A 16,279-nucleotide genomic window follows, 5' to 3' on the forward strand; every position below is an offset into this window, starting at 1 on the left:
GTAGGAGCTGAAGAGCTTGATGTTCGACGTGACATTTCGGGTTGATGGCTTGTTTAACTATGGGGTTTATCCCGTTTTCTTATTATTCCGTTTATTATATTAATGGGGAAAATTATCTGGCCGAAAATCGAAAGCAATGCAATCAAATAAATTACTAATGTCAGTATATTATTGAAACCACTTTCCTTGACCGGTTCCCGGAAAAGTTGTGCTAAAATCCAAATAATTAAAATTCCGCCAAATGTTAGAATTATATGAATCGAATTTAGCTGTTTGGATAACCTTCCATTGGCTTTTAGAATAATCCAATATACCAGACCGGTTAGCGCAAAAAGAATTGAAATCGCAATGGTAAGGTTGGTTTTGCTAAAAACGTAATATGTATTGCCAAGATTTATATTCAAGATTTCATTACTCTTCAACATTCCATACAGGATTATAAAAGGTATCGAAATCCAAAAAATCAGATGTGGTTTGTTTGTAATTCTTCTCATTTTTGTTTCAATTGGTGTTTAATGTCTCGTATAAAAACAGTGCGAGCCGGCAGGCGTGATTGTCCGCATGACAATCCGCCGAGCAAGCTCGCACGATGTTTCAATTCAAAACTAATTAAGTATTGTTTTTATACCGTGTTATGTGCAGGTACGTTTAAACAATGTAATTATTCTGTCATTCCCATTTGATTAATGGCTTGTTTATCGTGTAGAGAAATAGTGAAACTTAGTTCCGTCCACGCAGTGCCTTCAATTCCTTTCAAGTTTAATTTATTACCGGTTTTTTGAATAGTGAATAGAAATTTAGACAGGTCTGCATTTTTCTGGGAACCTTTCTTTTCAAGATCTGTCATACCATACTCATTAATTGCCTGAGGATTTGAATTGTCAGGTAAAGAATAGGTTAAAGTTTTCCAAGCACAACCTTCATCACATTCCATAATTATTTTGTTATTGTCAGCTATTTGAACTGTAACTAAAAAATCAGATAATATTATTTCTTGTTTTTCCTGTCCGAATAGAGAAGTAGCGGAGAAGGTCATTACCAAGATTAAACCCATAATTTGTAATAAGTTGTATTTTTTCAAAGTTTTCATAATATATTGACTTTTAAATTTTTATCTAATTTAATAATTTATTTTCATTTTTTTTCACTTGCTTACAACGTCTCGTATAAAAACTGTGCGAGCTGGCGAACTTGATTGTCGGCAGGTTCCGACCCAAGGGAACATCGGCAGCACAATCCGCTGAGCAAGCGAACACAGAGTTTCAATTCAAGACGGGTTTGAGCATTGTTTTTATATAATGTTGGCAAACGTTTATTTATCACTTAAATCAGTGTAGTAAAGCTTGGCAGCCTCTTCAATTTCTTCGTCGAATTTATCATCAAATTGAAAACTATACAAACGCCAATCATCCTTTGGTTTATAGAATTGAAAAGTTAATCTTAAAAATTGCCTGTCAAACTTTAGGAAATAAGAATGTAATTCATACGAATCTCCCAGTTTTTTCATCACAAGTTCTTCATATCCATAATATTCCCCCACTAACTCTTCATCAAATCTTACGAGTTGGGTTTTTACATTATTTATAGCATCTTGGATTCTATTGGTCCAAGGATTAGTTTCATATAATTTATCTACTGCCAATGAGGGTCCGTGGGTTTCATAATTTCGGAAAAAGGTGTCAATAATATCTTTTGTGGTGTTCTGGGCGTAAAATGAGGTTGAAGAAAGGAGCAGTAGTAATACGATTGTAATTTTTTTCATTTTTGTCTTTTAGGTTATTTATTAATGTTTGCCAACGTATCAATAATTGTACTGGTACATTTTTCGCTATCTTTCAAATCTATTAAAATTCTGTTAAAGGAACCTACGGTAACCCGTAAATCTGTTAAAATTTTTTCAAATCTACCTCTTTGCAGGCTGGTCCTAAAAACCAAAACATTGCTTATATTTAGCCCTCTTTAAAAACCCTGATTATATGCTTCACCGAATTTTGATGACCTTACTCCTTGTAATGTCTTCCGCAGTCCTGTTTGCTCAACAGGAAACCACAAAAAATGACACGCTTAAAAAAGACGAAAAAAAATGGGATGTAAACAATCCCTATACGACCGATTGGAAGATCAACAAAGTTGCGCTAAATACCAGTGAAGGTACCTGGATGAACCTGGACGTGAGTCCCGATGGCAAAACCATTGTCTTTGACCTCTTGGGAGATATTTATTCAATGCCGGTCTCAGGCGGGAAAGCTACTGCTTTAACTAGCGGGATGGCGTATACCGTACAGCCAAGATTTTCACCAGATGGAAAAAGGATCTCTTTTACCAGCGATGCCGCCGGGGGAGATAATATATGGGTGATGGATGCCGATGGTAAAAATGCCCGGCAGATCACCAAAGAAACTTTTCGACTGCTAAACAACGCAGTTTGGACCGCCGATGGAAATTCGGTTATCGCCCGTAAGCACTTTACCTCAGGAAGGTCGCTTGGTGCAGGTGAAATGTGGCAATACCACCTTGCAGGAAGCGCAGGGATACAGCTTACCGAAAAAAAGAATGACCAGCAGGATGTGAACGAACCCAGCACCTCCCGCGATGGGAAATACCTGTACTACAGTGAGGATATGTACCCGGGTGGCAACTTCCAGTACAATAAGGATCCTAACAGCCAAATCTACGTTATAAAAAGATATGACCTTACAACCGGAGAAACCCTCACCATTACCGGTGGACCGGGTGGGGCGGCAAGGCCACAGGTTTCTCCTGATGGAAAGAAACTTGCCTTTGTAAAAAGGATACGCACCAAAAGCGTGCTCTATATACACGACCTGGAAACAGGGGAGGAATGGCCGGTTTTTGATGCGTTGAGCAAAGACCAGCAGGAAGCCTGGGCGATCTTCGGGGTGTATCCCGGTTTCAACTGGATGCCCGATAATCGCGATATTATAATTTGGGCCGAAGGAAAAGTAAAAAGGATCAATACCGAAAATATCGCGGTAAGCGAGATCCCATTCACGGTAGAGAACACCATTGAGATCGCAGAAACCCACAGGTCGCAACACCAGGTGTTTTCAGATAATTTCAGCTCGAAAGTGATCCGCAATGCGGTGACTTCGCCGGATGGAAAGACCCTTGTATTCAATTCCGTAGGACATCTCTGGAAAAAGAACCTTCCCAACGGAAAACCTCAGCGCTTAACCAAAGATGATAATTTCGAATTTGAACCTGCTTTCTCCCCTAACGGGAAAGAGATCATTTATGTTTCCTGGACCGATGCAGGTTATGGCGCAATTAAAAAAGTTTCAGCAAACGGTGGGAATCCTTCCACCCTTACCACTCAAAAAGGAATATACCGCAACCCAGTCTTTTCAAATGATGGGAAATTGATCGTGTTCACCCGGGAATCGGGCAACAGCGATATGGGCCGAACTTTCTCCAAAGAACCGGGGATTTACCTGATGAATGCCAATGGAGAGAATCTACGAAAAATTACCAAAGAGGGAGATTTCCCTGTTTTCAGCAAAAATAACGACAGGATCCTGTATCAAACGGGTGGGGTTTTCTTCGGAAATCTTACCAAGAGCCTTAAAAGTGTTGACCTCAACGGAAAGGAAGAACGCACCCACATTACCTCAAAATATGCCAACAGGCTGGTGCCAAGCCCCGACAATCAATGGATCGCTTTCACCAATTTGCACAAGGCCTATGTGGCACCGTTTGTAATGACCGGAAAACCCATTGACCTGGATGATAAAAGCAAGACGGTTCCTGTTACCGCGATCACCAAAGATGCGGGAATGAACCTCCACTGGAGTGATAACAGCCAGAATATACACTGGACCCTGGGCGATGAATATTTCACCAACCGGGTTTCAGAAAAATTCACGTTTTTACCAAATTCGCCCGACACTATTTCACCCATTACCGAAACCGGGATCAAGGTGGGACTGGAATTAAAGGCTGATGTTCCAAAAGGCCAGATCGCCTTTACAAACGCCAGGATCATTACTATGAACGGCGATAAAGTGATCGAGAATGGAACTATCCTGATAAAGGAAAATAAAATTGTTGCCCTTGGTGCAGCGGGAGAAGTAAATGTTCCAAACGCCGCCAAAGTATATGACCTGCAGGGAAAAACCATTATGCCGGGTATAGTAGATGCCCACGCCCATATTGGTGCTTTCCGCTATGGCCTAACCCCGCAAAAACACTGGCCGTCTTATGCCAATTTAGCATTTGGGGTAACAACCGCGCACGATCCTTCGGCATTGAGCGAGACCGTCTTCGGGATTTCTGAATTGGTAAAAAGCGGGAAAATGGTTGGTCCAAGAATCTTTTCAACCGGGATCATCCTGTATGGCGCGGAAGGAGATTTCAAAGCCGATATCAACAGCCTGGAAGATGCGCGTTCGGCTTTGAGAAGAACAAAGGCTTTCGGGGCAATTTCAGTAAAAAGTTACAATCAGCCCCGCCGCGAGCAGCGCCAGCAGGTAATGCAGGCTGCCAAGGAACTTGGAATGAATGTGGTGCCAGAAGGGGGTAGTACATTTTTCCATAATATGAATATGATCGTAGATGGTCACACGGGAATTGAGCACAACATTCCCGTAGCTCCGGTATATAAAGATATCTATACCCTGTGGAGCAACAGTACCACCGGCTACACCCCTACCCTTATCGTGAATTACGGTGGAATTAACGGGGAATATTATTTCTATGAAAAATCCAATGTGTGGGAGAACGAAAAACTGCTGAATTTCACTCCGCGTCACATTGTTGATTCCCGCTCAAGACACCGCACCATGCTGCCTGAAGAGGAATATCAGCAAGGCCCGGTACTGGTATCAGAAACCGCAAAAGCGCTTACAGATAAAGGTGTAAAAGTAAACCTTGGAGCCCACGGCCAGTTACAGGGACTTGGAGCCCACTGGGAATTGTGGTTGTTGCAAATGGGCGGAATGACCAATATGGAGGCCCTGCGCGCTGCCACTTTGAACGGGGCAGAATACCTTGGTCTTGGAAAGGAAATTGGTTCCCTGGAAGTTGGAAAACTTGCAGATCTTATAGTGTTGAATGAGAATCCGCTGGAGGACATAAGAAATTCAGAAAGCATTATTTATACCATGGTAAACGGCAGGTTGTATGAGAGTGAAACCATGAATGAAATTGGGAATGAACCAAAAGAACGCGGCAAGTTCTATTGGGAAAACACCCGCAATAATGAAGCATTCCCCTGGCATGAAAGCACCGGCAGTTTTAGCACTCCGGGGTGTACGTGTCATTAGCCTTTAGACGGTAGACGGTAGACGATAAACGTTAGTAGTTTGTAGTTTGTAGTTTGTAGTTATTTTTTTCGTCTCCCTTTAGGGAAGGGGAAAAGCGAAAAAAAAGTGATTAGTTGTTAGTTGTTAGTCGGGATTATCCGCACTGACTATCCACTTTTCACTCCCGCCCAAAATGTTCGGGCAAGCTCCTCTTTCCACTTTAAAGGCGGGGAAAGGCGAAAAAAAAAATGGAATAATATAATTGGAATGAGAAAAGTAAAATTCGGGAGTTTATTTACTACCCGGAAAATAGACGAAACCCTCATTAGAGAGCACCTGGCATTGGAGCGAACAAAGCTGGCGAATGAGCGCACTTTGCTTTCCTATACCCAGGCGGCCTTGTATTTTCTACTTGGGGGCCTTGCGCTTATTCAGTTAAAGGAATACGAGAAGATGCATTATATAGGTTATCTGGCACTTGTATTTTCGGTGTTATTCGTGACTGTAGGCATCTGGCGGTTTATTGTGCTCAGGAATAAGATGAAAGATCTCCTGCGGGGGAAAGTTGAATCTTCAGATCCGCAAGAGGAAGAAGAGTCAATTAGTTAAATGGTTAAAGGTTCAAGGTTCAAGGTTCAAGGTTCAAGGTTCAAAATTAATCAGGCTGTTTACTTTTTTAACTTTTTCACTCTTTATCTTTTTAACTCCAAATGCAAACTTTCATCCATTACTTCCTTCATTTTATTGCCATTGGGGCGATCGCGTACTGGTATGACAAAGAGAACTGGAAACGAAACTGGCTTATCCTGCTGGCAACTATGCTGGTAGATGTTGACCATATAGTTGCCGATCCCCTTTTTGATCCCAACCGCTGCGGAATCAATTATCACCCCCTTCATACCTATTATGCCATTGGAGTTTATATCCTGGGAAGTATTTTTGTAAGGCACAAAACCATCAGGTTAGTTTTTATAGGACTGTTTTTTCATATGATCACAGATTCCATCGACTGTTTGTTTATGAAGTTTGGGTAGTGAGTAGTGAGTAGTGAGTTTTGGAATTTCTGCGAAATTCTGCGGATTCTGCGGGATAAATTTTAGAAGTAGATGATGTTCAATACACAAAAACTCCTCTTAATATTTTCTCTTTAACTTTTGCTGAAATATCTCTCCACTTTCCTCTTTCCACTTTCCACTAAGCGATAGCTGCCAAAAAAAAACTTGTATCTTTATCGGCATTCGTTTAATTTCATCGCCTTCAATCTAACCACCGGAAAATTATCAAAATATGCATGTAGCAATTGCAGGAAATATTGGCGCGGGTAAAACCACCCTTACCAAACTATTGGCTAAACATTACAAATGGGAACCTCAATATGAGGATGTTCTGGAAAATCCATATCTGGAAGATTTTTACAATAAAATGGAGCGCTGGTCCTTTAATTTGCAGATCTATTTCCTCAACAGCCGTTTCCGCCAGATCCTGCAAATTCGCGAAAGCGGTAAGAAAATCATCCAGGACAGGACCATTTATGAGGATGCGCATATTTTTGCTCCCAACCTGCATGCAATGGGATTAATGCCTAACCGGGATTTTGAAAATTATAAATCCTTATTTGATCTTATGGAAAGTGTGGTGCAGGGCCCGGACCTGCTTATCTACCTTAGAAGCAGCATTCCCAACCTGGTTTCACAAATTCACAAGCGCGGACGGGAATACGAAAATTCCATTTCTATTGATTATCTTAGTAGACTAAACGAACGTTATGAAGCCTGGGTTCATAATTATGACAAAGGGAACCTCCTTGTAATAGATGTTGATGATATTAATTTTGTAGACAACCCGGAAGATTTGGGGAGTATCATTACTAAAATTGATGCCGAATTGCATGGGTTGTTTTAATAAAACAACCGTATTATGGAAACTTCTAAAAGACCAAAGCACAAGGGTTCTGCAACCTTATTGGCGAATCCTTTTTTAGAAAGACTAACCCATACCCCAATACATTACCCACTTATTATTTTTTCGGTGATCTCGGCAATTCTTATTTATTACGGGATCGTTGAGAAGGGTTTCGGCGTTCCCGGAATGATCCTGCTTTTTTTTGGAGGAATGTTCTTTTTTACTTTTATAGAATATCTCACTCACCGCTTTCTTTACCATTTACCCACCAGCGGACCAACTTCAGAAAAGATAGCGTACACCATGCACGGCGTTCATCACGACTATCCTAAAGATAAAACCCGGCTCGCAATGCCTCCGGTAGTAAGCCTTATAATTTCTACATTCTTGTTTGTGATCTATCGCGGTATCATGGGCGATTATGTATTTGGGTTCCTTGCCGGATTCTTAATGGGATACACTACCTATCTGGCAATCCACTATTCCATACACCGCTTCCGGGTACCCAATAATTTCTTCAAAGTCCTTTGGCACCACCACAGCATTCACCATTACCGTGAAACCGACCGTGCCTTTGGGGTGACCTCCAGCCTATGGGACAGGGTGTTTGGAACGATGCCCCGGAAAGTTAATAGGGAGTAGTGAGGAGTGAGGAGTGAATAGGGAGTAGTGAGGTGTGAGTAGTGAGTTCGCTTCGCTCAGGTTCGGGGTTTGATGTTTATTGTTTTTTTCGCCACCCGCCAGGGCGGACCGGGGAATAGCGAAAAAAAATTTGTCGATAGCCAGTAAACGGCAGACTTCGATCTTTCTGGTTACATTCAGCAATAAAAAAATTATTAACGCACAGTATCCCCTTTTCACTCCCGCCCAAAATGTTCGGGCAAGCTCCTCTATCCTCTTTTTTTTCCGTTGAATTTCCCCTTCAGGGGTTAGGGGGACTACATAATAAACCCGTTCTCCCTGGCATGTTCTTCGGCCTCCACAGAGGTATCAACCATTAAAACCGGGGTGGTTTTAAAATTATCTACTATGCTGCGTATGCGCTGCATTTGTTTCTTGTGCTTCACACTTCTTAAATAAATCGCCAGGATCCTGTCAGGATATTGCACGGCAATATCGGTATATATACTGGCATCGTGCTCCCCGCTGTCGCCAATGAGAATGAAATTAAGATCGGGATAGGTCTTAAGAATATTGATGATCTCCTTTTGTTTGTGGGGTTTTTCAGGTTTCAGCGACCGGTCAAACGGCCCCCTGAAATTGCGCAACAGGATCGGCCCTTTCGGGAATTTATTGAAGTCCAGAAATAGTTTGAGATATTGATATAAATTCCAGGGGCTGTTGCTAAGGTAAAATATGGGGTTCTTGTTTTCCCCATTCTTTCCAAGGTGTAGTTGCTGGTAAAATTCCGGTGCCCCTTTAAGCGGAATCCGGCTATAGGCATTGGTAAGCAGGGAGTTTTTCAGCAATCTTAATTTTAAAAAGGATGTCACTCCGGTATGCAGGATTGTATCATCGATATCACTTATTACCCCGTATTCGGCACTCTTTTCAGGAATTAAAAGCTCCCCCTGGAAATGCTGATCTTCTTCATAAACCGGCACCCCATCTCCCTCCCTGAAATACAAATGCACCTTTACCCAACCTTCTTCATCTGCCCGGGAGGACAGGTCTTCAGAAATTGTCTTGTCAAATAGAAAATATCCCTCGCTGTCTGACTTGCCCGTTAAACTAATAAGGTCCGGAATATGAAGGTCTACCTCTGCATTTTTAATTTCATAAGTATTGAACTGCCGGAAGGTATTTTTGATGGTAGTTATAAAACCCTGATCCTCTACTATCTTTAAGGGAACATCATCCAGGGCCCTACCCAGCAAATATAAGTGATGCGCAGTGCCGTAACTACGGTAAGGCGTTATAAGTACGTTGTCAATTTTTCGGGATCCAAAAGTTCTTTTAAACCTTTTTAGCATTTGAAGAGGGTTAGTTGATTTTGTATTCAGCTTAAAAATAGTATTTACAGCAATCTTTGTGTAAAATATCCTTTGAATTTAGGCAAATTTTAAGAGGAAACGCCCGCTTAATCCTCGTTTAGGTGATGAAGGGCCGTTTCCATATCGATTCCTTTTCCCAGCACCTTTTGAAAAATATCTCCTAACTCAGCGATGCGGCCCGGCATGGTCTTTATGGTAAAATCCTGCATTTTCAAGCCGGGTTTCACCTCATCCCAGGTAATAGGGGCGGATACCGTAGCTCCGGGTTTTGGCCTAACACAATAAGGTGCAGCAAGGGTTTGCCCTTTCCGGTTCTGCAAAAAGTCCAGGTAGATCTTCTTTCCCCTCTTTTTGATATTCCGCTCCATGCTTGTTGTGCCGGGCAACATTTCGTGAATGAAATAACAAAGCAGTTTGGTGAAATCCCGGCCCTCATCATAAGTGTATTTTGCCTGCAGAGGAATATAGATATGGAGTCCGCTGGAACCTGAGGTTTTACAAAATCCATGGATCCTGGCCTTATCCATTACCTCTTTTGCCGCCTGGGCTACTTCTATGACTTCTTCAAAAGTGTTCTTTTCTGAAGGGTCTATATCTATTACCGTAAAATCGGGATTATCAAGCTGCTGAATGCGGGAGCTCCACGGATTGATCTCTATACACCCCAAATTTGCCATATACAGCAAGGTGGCTTCATTCTGGCACAGAAGGTATTCTATATCCTTGTTGGATGATTTTGAGTGCACCCTGAAGGTCTCTATCCATTCCGGAAGAATGCCTTCATTATCCTTTTGATAAAATCCGGGCTTATCAATCCCGTTGGGATGCCGGTGCATATTTTCCGGCCTGTCTATTAAATATGGCAACATAACATCACTCACTTTAATATAATAATCTATAAGGTCATATTTTCTATAACCAGATTCAGGCCAGTAGATCTTTTCGAGGTTGGTGAAGGGCACCTCTATGCCGCCAATCTCCAGGTGACCTGCTTTTGCAGACTTCCCCGCATTGGAGCTTTCCTCTACGCCATCAGGATTTTCAATTACTTTTTCCCCTGTGATCTCGGTAAGGCTCTTATCATCCCGAAGACCTTTATAGACGGGGTGGCGTAAACTCCCCGTTTTGGTCCATTCAGTAAAATGCACCTCGCAAATAAGCTGGGGTTTTAACCAGTGTGGAGTGCGACCTTTTAGATTTATCTTCTTTTTGAACGGACTTTCCGCAGTCTCCAGTTTTTTAAATTTGGTCAACAGCTTTTTTTGTTCTGCGGCTGAAAATCCGGTGCCACAGTTCCCAATATAGGTAAGTTTTTCATCCCGGTACATTCCAAGAATAAGTGAACCGAAAACCGCACCCCCGCTTTCAGAATCTGTGTACCCGCAAATAATGGCCTCGGTGCTTTGAACAGCTTTAATTTTCAGCCAATTTTCACTGCGGTACCCCGGGCTGTATCTGGAATTGGCTTTTTTGGCTATCACCCCCTCCATCCCGGCATCTATGGCGCGTTTATAAAAAGTACTGCCCATCCCTTCCATATGGTCACAATAAAAAGTGTGATAGGTGCCTTCAATAACTTCTTCGATCAAGGATTTTCGCTCCAGCAAAGGGAGGTCAAGCATGCTCATCCCATTTAAATACAACATATCAAATACATAGAAGCGCAGTTCTCCCAGGGTTTGGTCGTCATAATTCTGCAGTTTCTGAAAATCTGGCACCCCTTTTTTATCCACTATAACAACCTCCCCATCCAGGATTACATTATGCGGAATTTGTTCAAGATCCCTTTTAAGCCGTGAAAATTTAGAATTAAAGGAGACCCCGTTGCGAGAGGAAAGATCTGCCTCGCCGTCTTTTATATTGGCGATCATCCTGTAGCCGTCCCACTTGAGTTCGTAGATCCATTGGGGATCATTAAAGATCTTTTTGGTGGCGGTAGCAAGCATTGGTTTGATGGTTTCGGTAGGCTGGAGGCTTTTAACTTTGGGTGCCGGTTTAGGTTTCGCCGCCGTAAAGGGTGAAAAATCTTCGGCATCATAAGCAAGATCTGTAGAAAAATCATCGGTCTTTTTTATGAGCAGCCATTGGTTCCCTTTCTCACCTCTGCTGGTCCTTACAAGCGCAAAAGTGCCTTTGATCTTTTTTCCGAAGAATTCCAGCTTCAAATCTCCTTTTTCAAATTGCTGCAGCAGTTCCTTTTTGCTTATCCCGCCGGTGCCCTGGTAAATACCTTCATCCCAAATCTCCATTATCCCTGCGCCGTAATTGCCTTTTGGGATGGTTCCCTGGAAAGTAAGGTATTGAATAGGATGGTCCTCCGTTTGTATGGCAAGCCGCTTATCACCGGGATTCAGGGATGGCCCTTTTGGCACTGCCCAGCTTTTTAAGGTCCCCTGCATCTCCAGCCGCAGGTCATAATGCAGGCGGGTGGCCTGATGCCGCTGGATAACAAAGCGCAGGTCCCCTTCACTTTTGGGAATAGAACCTTTAGGCTCGGGGGTAGTATCAAAATCACGCTTTTTGAAATATTCTTCTAAGCTCATTTAGGAAGCCTTGCTTTTCTTTTTCTCGAGACTGGCTTTAAGCTGTGCCATAAGATCTGATGCCGCAGTAGGCTTGCTTTCGTAGTTGGAAGCTTTGGCCTTTTTCCCGGCACTTTTTGACTTGATGATTTTCATTAATTGATCATTATATACATCTTTAAATTTCTCAAAACTAAACTTGGTGGTGTATTGATCTATTAGTGAAATAGCCATATCCACTTCTTTTTTGGTCACTTTGGTGTCGGGCAATTTTAACTCGCCGGGATCGCGAATCTCATCGGCAAAACGTACAACGTGCAGGACCAGGGCATCTTTGTAAATTCCCACAAGGCTAAGATGTTCTTTTTGCCGCATCACAAAAGTCGCCACCCCCAGCTTTTTGGTCTTTTTCAACGCATTGCGAAGCAGATTATAGGATTTCCCTCCTTCTTTTTGTGGTTCCAGGAAATAGGGTTTTTTAAAAAGCACATCTGCCACTTCCTTCTCCTCAATAAACTCCTCAATATCTATGGTCTTGCTTTTTTTCATGTTGGCATTGTCAAAATCTTCTTTTTCCAACACCACATATTTTTCACCCTGTTTAAAGCCCTTTACAATATCCTTCCACTCTACCTCTTTCCCCGTTTCTTCATTGACCCTTTTATAGCGTATACGCGAATTGTCATGCCTGTCCAGCATATCGAGTTCCAGCTTCCTGTCCTCAGATCCCGAATACATTTTTACGGGAATTGACACCAGGCCAAATTGTATTGAACCATTCCAGATCGATCTCATAATTTATTTCTTAAAAGGCAGAAAAAAACCTCATAGGTTTGCTTCTTTAATTTTTACTGAAAAATCTTTCCCGCGACGGGCGCAAATGGAAAGGGGAATTAAATTAATACTTTTAATTCCCCCTGTTCTTCAATTTATTAAAACTTTAGCTTATTGAAAGGTTATAGGTTAGGAGTTAGAAGTTGGGGTGGTCTCACGGCCATCGGGTTTCAGTTGGCAATTGTGGATTGTAGATTTTTAGAGTACCGGTTTTTGGGGTCTCGAATAGAATTGATGATTTCTAAATTGTGTAAAAATCACTTAAACCAACAAACTACCGACTAATGACTAACGACTAATGACTAACGACTAATGACTAACGACTAACGATTTCTAAAACCATCAGGAATTACGAAGAGCCTTGATAAGCTCTTCCTTGCTCATCTTGCTCCTTCCTTCTATTCCAACTTCTTTGGCTTTATTGTAAAGATCTGTTTTGGATCGATCTTCATATTTCTCAGCCTTGCCGCCTTTTTTTCCGGCATCGGGCGTATTTGCGATACGTGCAGCTTTGGTCTTACTCATCCCTTTATCTACAAGGGCTTCGTACTGCTTTTCATTTTTGATGTGTGATGTTTTTCCCTGTGGCATAATAATATGGATTTAGGTTATACATAACTTACCTATTAAGTTAAGGAATATGGATCACGCAGCAATTTCCCCGGCTAAGGTTTATAAAAGGTTTAGCATAATTTTAAAGTTCCTTAATAGAATTAGTGGCATCCCTGAAATAAAAAACCCGGAACCAAAACGCTCCGGGTTTTGAAAATTATTAATTCAGTTATTATTTAACTGCTGAATAGTCTACAGTATTTTTTAATGAACTAACAGCAGCTTCATTTTGAACTTCCAGGATCATCCCTGTTGGTGCATCAGCCGGAATGTTGGGTATATCCTCTTCCTCATGGCCTCCCAAAATTGGAGCAAGCACCAGGCCTATAAGACAGGTTAGTTTAATAAGAATGTTCATTGAGGGCCCTGAGGTATCTTTAAATGGATCTCCAACTGTATCTCCGGTAACTGCCGCCTTATGTGCTTCAGATCCTTTGTAGGTCATTTCCCCGTTGATAAGCACCCCTGCTTCAAAGGATTTTTTTGCATTATCCCAGGCACCTCCTGCATTGTTCTGGAAAATAGCCCAAAGTACACCGCTTACGGTAACCCCGGCCATATAACCCCCAAGCATTTCAGCAATAATTAAATTGTCTACACCAAAGATCATAGGGATAAGGGCAATTGCAATTGGAAAACCAATGGTAAGTGCTCCCGGCAACATCATTTCTTTTAGTGCCGCTTCTGTAGAGATGGCAACACATTTATCATATTCCGGTTTTCCGGTACCTTCCATAATTCCGGGGATCTCCCTGAACTGGCGTCTCACTTCTTCCACCATCTTCATAGCGGCTTTTCCTACTGAATTCATTGCAAGAGCGGAAAATACCACAGGTACCATCCCCCAATAAATAACATCGCCAATACCGGCGCTTTAAAAATGTTGATTCCGTTTATGCCCGTGAAGGTAACATAAGCCGCAAATAATGCAAGAGAGGTCAAAGCTGCCGAAGCAATTGCAAAACCTTTCCCGGTTGCTGCAGTAGTGTTACCAACCGAATCAAGAATATCTGTACGCTCTCTAACTTCAGCCGGAAGTTCGCTCATCTCGGCGATTCCCCCTGCATTGTCTGAAATTGGTCCAAAAGCATCGATTGCAAGCTGCATGGCGGTAGTTGCCATCATTGCGGAAGCAGCAAGTGCCACCCCGTAGAAACCTGCAAGCGCATAAGAAGCCCAGATCGCCGCGGCAAATAAAAGTATAGATCCAAAAGTGGAGATCATACCTGTGGCGAGACCTGCAATAATATTGGTTCCTGCCCCGGTGCTTGATTTTTGAACAATTGAAAGCACGGGTTTTTTTCCTAATCCTGTATAATATTCGGTAACGGCAGAGATCAATCCACCAACGGCAAGTCCTACAAGTGTTGCATAGAACACCCTCATGGAGGAAATCACTTTGTACTCAAAACCTTCAGCCCCTCCTATGAAGAATCCCATCGTCATTGTTTGTGCCGGTAACATCCAGCGAACAAGGAAAAAACAGGAAACCGCTACCAAGCCAATTGACAACCAGTTCCCGAAATTAAGGGCACTTTGTACTTCTGCTTCTTTCGCGGAATTATTTTTAATCTTAACCACCAAAGTTCCAATGATGGAAATAATGATTCCCACCCCGGCTATTGACATTGGCAGCAAAATTGGGCCTATTCCCCCAAATCCCTGGTCTATGATATTACCGCCCATATCCTGGATCACATAATTCCCCAATACCATCGCGGCAAGAACTGTAGCTACATAACTCCCGAACAAATCGGCACCCATCCCGGCCACATCTCCTACGTTATCTCCCACGTTATCTGCTATGGTTGCAGGGTTACGGGGATCATCCTCCGGGATACCGGCTTCAACTTTTCCAACAAGATCTGCTCCAACATCGGCAGCCTTAGTGTAAATTCCACCACCTACACGCGCAAAAAGGGCTATAGATTCAGCTCCCAGAGAGAAACCTGCGAGGGTTTCTAGAACTATGGTCATATGAGCTGCACTCGTCCACACACCTCCCATAAAGTAATGGAAGAAAAGAATAAAGAAACCTGTCAAACCAAGAACCGAAAGTCCGGCTACTCCAAGCCCCATTACAGTTCCTCCTGTGAAGGAAACCTTTAATGCATGCGGTAAACTGGTGCGGGCTGCCTGTGTAGTACGTACATTGCTTTTGGTAGCGATCTTCATTCCCATATTCCCGGCCATTGCAGAAAATACCGCTCCAAAAATAAAAGCTATAACTATTAACCAATGAGTGGTAGGTACAATAAAAGAAACAGCGGCCAACGCAATACTGGCAATAAGAACAAAAATGGTAAGTAATTTATATTCGGCTTTAAGAAAAGCCAGGGCCCCTTCATAGATATGTGAGGCAATTTCATGCATTTTCCCGTCGCCGGCATCCTGTTTCAAAACCCAGGATCTTTTTATGTACATATAAATTAGTCCCAGCAAAGCAAGGACTAATGGGGCATAAATCATCATTGATTCCATAGTAGCTTGTTAAATTTTAGTTAATGCCGCTAATGTAGTAAATCAATGATAATTAAAAAAGCAATAACTTTTATAAGGTTATGGCTTTTAATTATTAAAAATGTATGTGGTTTTCGGAGTTATATTCCGAACCTTTCTTTATCTCCTTCGTAATTTTTGTATCTATCTATACACTGCTGTATGATACTTTTTGCTTCGGCAGCATCTCCCCAACCTCCTACATCAACTTTTTTCTTTTCAAGATCTTTATATACTTTAAAGAAATGCTCAATTTCCATCAACAGGTGTCCGTTCAATTCATCCAGGTCATTAATACGGTTCCAGATAGGATCTGAGACAGGCACACAAATAATTTTTTCATCCGGCCCTTTTTCATCTGCCATATGAAATACTCCAATAGGTTTCACTTCCATTACAATACCCGGAAAGGTAGGTTCTGCAACCAGCACCAACACATCCAGCGGGTCGCTGTCTAAAGCAAGGGTATTAGGTATAAACCCATAATCTGCAGGGTACATCATGGAAGAAAAGATCATACGGTCATAACGTACTTTCTTTAATTCAAAATCATATTCATATTTGTTTCTACTCCCTTTGGGGATCTCTATTAATACATCAAAAGTCTCAGACATTTTCTTTCTTGTTTTCAATTTTTAAAGGCTGCAAAGATACT

General features: G+C 42.1%; 12 protein-coding genes and 1 pseudogene. 5 read left to right on the forward strand and 8 right to left on the reverse strand.

What is annotated here, in order from left to right; all coding sequences use genetic code 11:
- Positions 1-661 precede the first annotated feature (661 nt).
- Both FK178_RS09435 and FK178_RS09440 read right to left on the reverse strand, forming a co-directional pair.
- Positions 662-1,090, reverse strand: coding sequence for a hypothetical protein (locus tag FK178_RS09435; protein WP_146834039.1), 429 nt, complete (start codon positions 1,088-1,090; stop codon positions 662-664).
- Between the two features lie 222 nt (positions 1,091-1,312).
- Positions 1,313-1,762: a hypothetical protein gene (locus FK178_RS09440; RefSeq protein ID WP_146834042.1), complete on the reverse strand. Its 450-nt coding sequence runs from the start codon at positions 1,760-1,762 to the stop codon at positions 1,313-1,315.
- 214 nt (positions 1,763-1,976) lie between these two features.
- On the opposite strand from FK178_RS09440, the gene FK178_RS09445 reads away from it, so the two are divergent.
- From FK178_RS09445 to FK178_RS09465, 5 genes are all read left to right on the forward strand, one after another.
- Positions 1,977-5,282 (forward strand): amidohydrolase family protein, encoded by a 3,306-nt coding sequence (locus FK178_RS09445; protein ID WP_146834045.1) that lies wholly within the window; start codon positions 1,977-1,979, stop codon positions 5,280-5,282.
- 246 nt (positions 5,283-5,528) lie between these two features.
- Complete coding sequence (locus FK178_RS09450; protein ID WP_146834048.1) at positions 5,529-5,870, forward strand: DUF202 domain-containing protein; 342 nt, start codon at positions 5,529-5,531, stop codon at positions 5,868-5,870.
- A gap of 101 nt (positions 5,871-5,971) precedes the next feature.
- On the forward strand, positions 5,972-6,295 hold the full coding sequence (locus FK178_RS09455; RefSeq protein ID WP_146834051.1) for a DUF6122 family protein: 324 nt from the start codon (positions 5,972-5,974) through the stop codon (positions 6,293-6,295).
- A 253-nt stretch (positions 6,296-6,548) separates the two neighbouring features.
- Positions 6,549-7,163: a deoxynucleoside kinase gene (locus FK178_RS09460; RefSeq protein ID WP_146834054.1), complete on the forward strand. Its 615-nt coding sequence runs from the start codon at positions 6,549-6,551 to the stop codon at positions 7,161-7,163.
- A 15-nt stretch (positions 7,164-7,178) separates the two neighbouring features.
- The gene (locus tag FK178_RS09465; protein WP_146834057.1) at positions 7,179-7,805 is read left to right on the forward strand and encodes a sterol desaturase family protein; all 627 of its coding nucleotides are present in this window, start codon (positions 7,179-7,181) and stop codon (positions 7,803-7,805) included.
- Between the two features lie 296 nt (positions 7,806-8,101).
- Here the strand turns inward: FK178_RS09465 and FK178_RS09470 are convergent, their stop codons facing one another.
- From FK178_RS09470 to FK178_RS09495, 6 genes and pseudogenes are all read right to left on the reverse strand, one after another.
- Positions 8,102-9,136, reverse strand: coding sequence for an App1 family protein (locus FK178_RS09470; RefSeq protein ID WP_146834060.1), 1,035 nt, complete (start codon positions 9,134-9,136; stop codon positions 8,102-8,104).
- A gap of 107 nt (positions 9,137-9,243) precedes the next feature.
- On the reverse strand, positions 9,244-11,700 hold the full coding sequence (ligD, locus tag FK178_RS09475; protein WP_146834063.1) for a DNA ligase D: 2,457 nt from the start codon (positions 11,698-11,700) through the stop codon (positions 9,244-9,246).
- Positions 11,701-12,474 carry a non-homologous end joining protein Ku gene (ku, locus tag FK178_RS09480; RefSeq protein ID WP_146834066.1) on the reverse strand — a complete coding sequence of 258 codons (774 nt, stop codon included), beginning with the start codon at positions 12,472-12,474 and terminating at the stop codon, positions 11,701-11,703.
- Between the two features lie 381 nt (positions 12,475-12,855).
- Positions 12,856-13,104, reverse strand: coding sequence for a DUF7218 family protein (locus tag FK178_RS09485; protein ID WP_146834069.1), 249 nt, complete (start codon positions 13,102-13,104; stop codon positions 12,856-12,858).
- Between the two features lie 193 nt (positions 13,105-13,297).
- Positions 13,298-15,606 (reverse strand): annotated as a pseudogene (locus FK178_RS09490) (sodium-translocating pyrophosphatase).
- A gap of 119 nt (positions 15,607-15,725) precedes the next feature.
- Complete coding sequence (locus FK178_RS09495; protein WP_146837557.1) at positions 15,726-16,238, reverse strand: inorganic diphosphatase; 513 nt, start codon at positions 16,236-16,238, stop codon at positions 15,726-15,728.
- Between the last annotated feature and the right edge of the window lie 41 nt (positions 16,239-16,279).

This window comes from Antarcticibacterium arcticum (genome assembly GCF_007993795.1).
GTDB classification, from domain to species: Bacteria; Bacteroidota; Bacteroidia; order Flavobacteriales; family Flavobacteriaceae; genus Gillisia; species Gillisia arctica.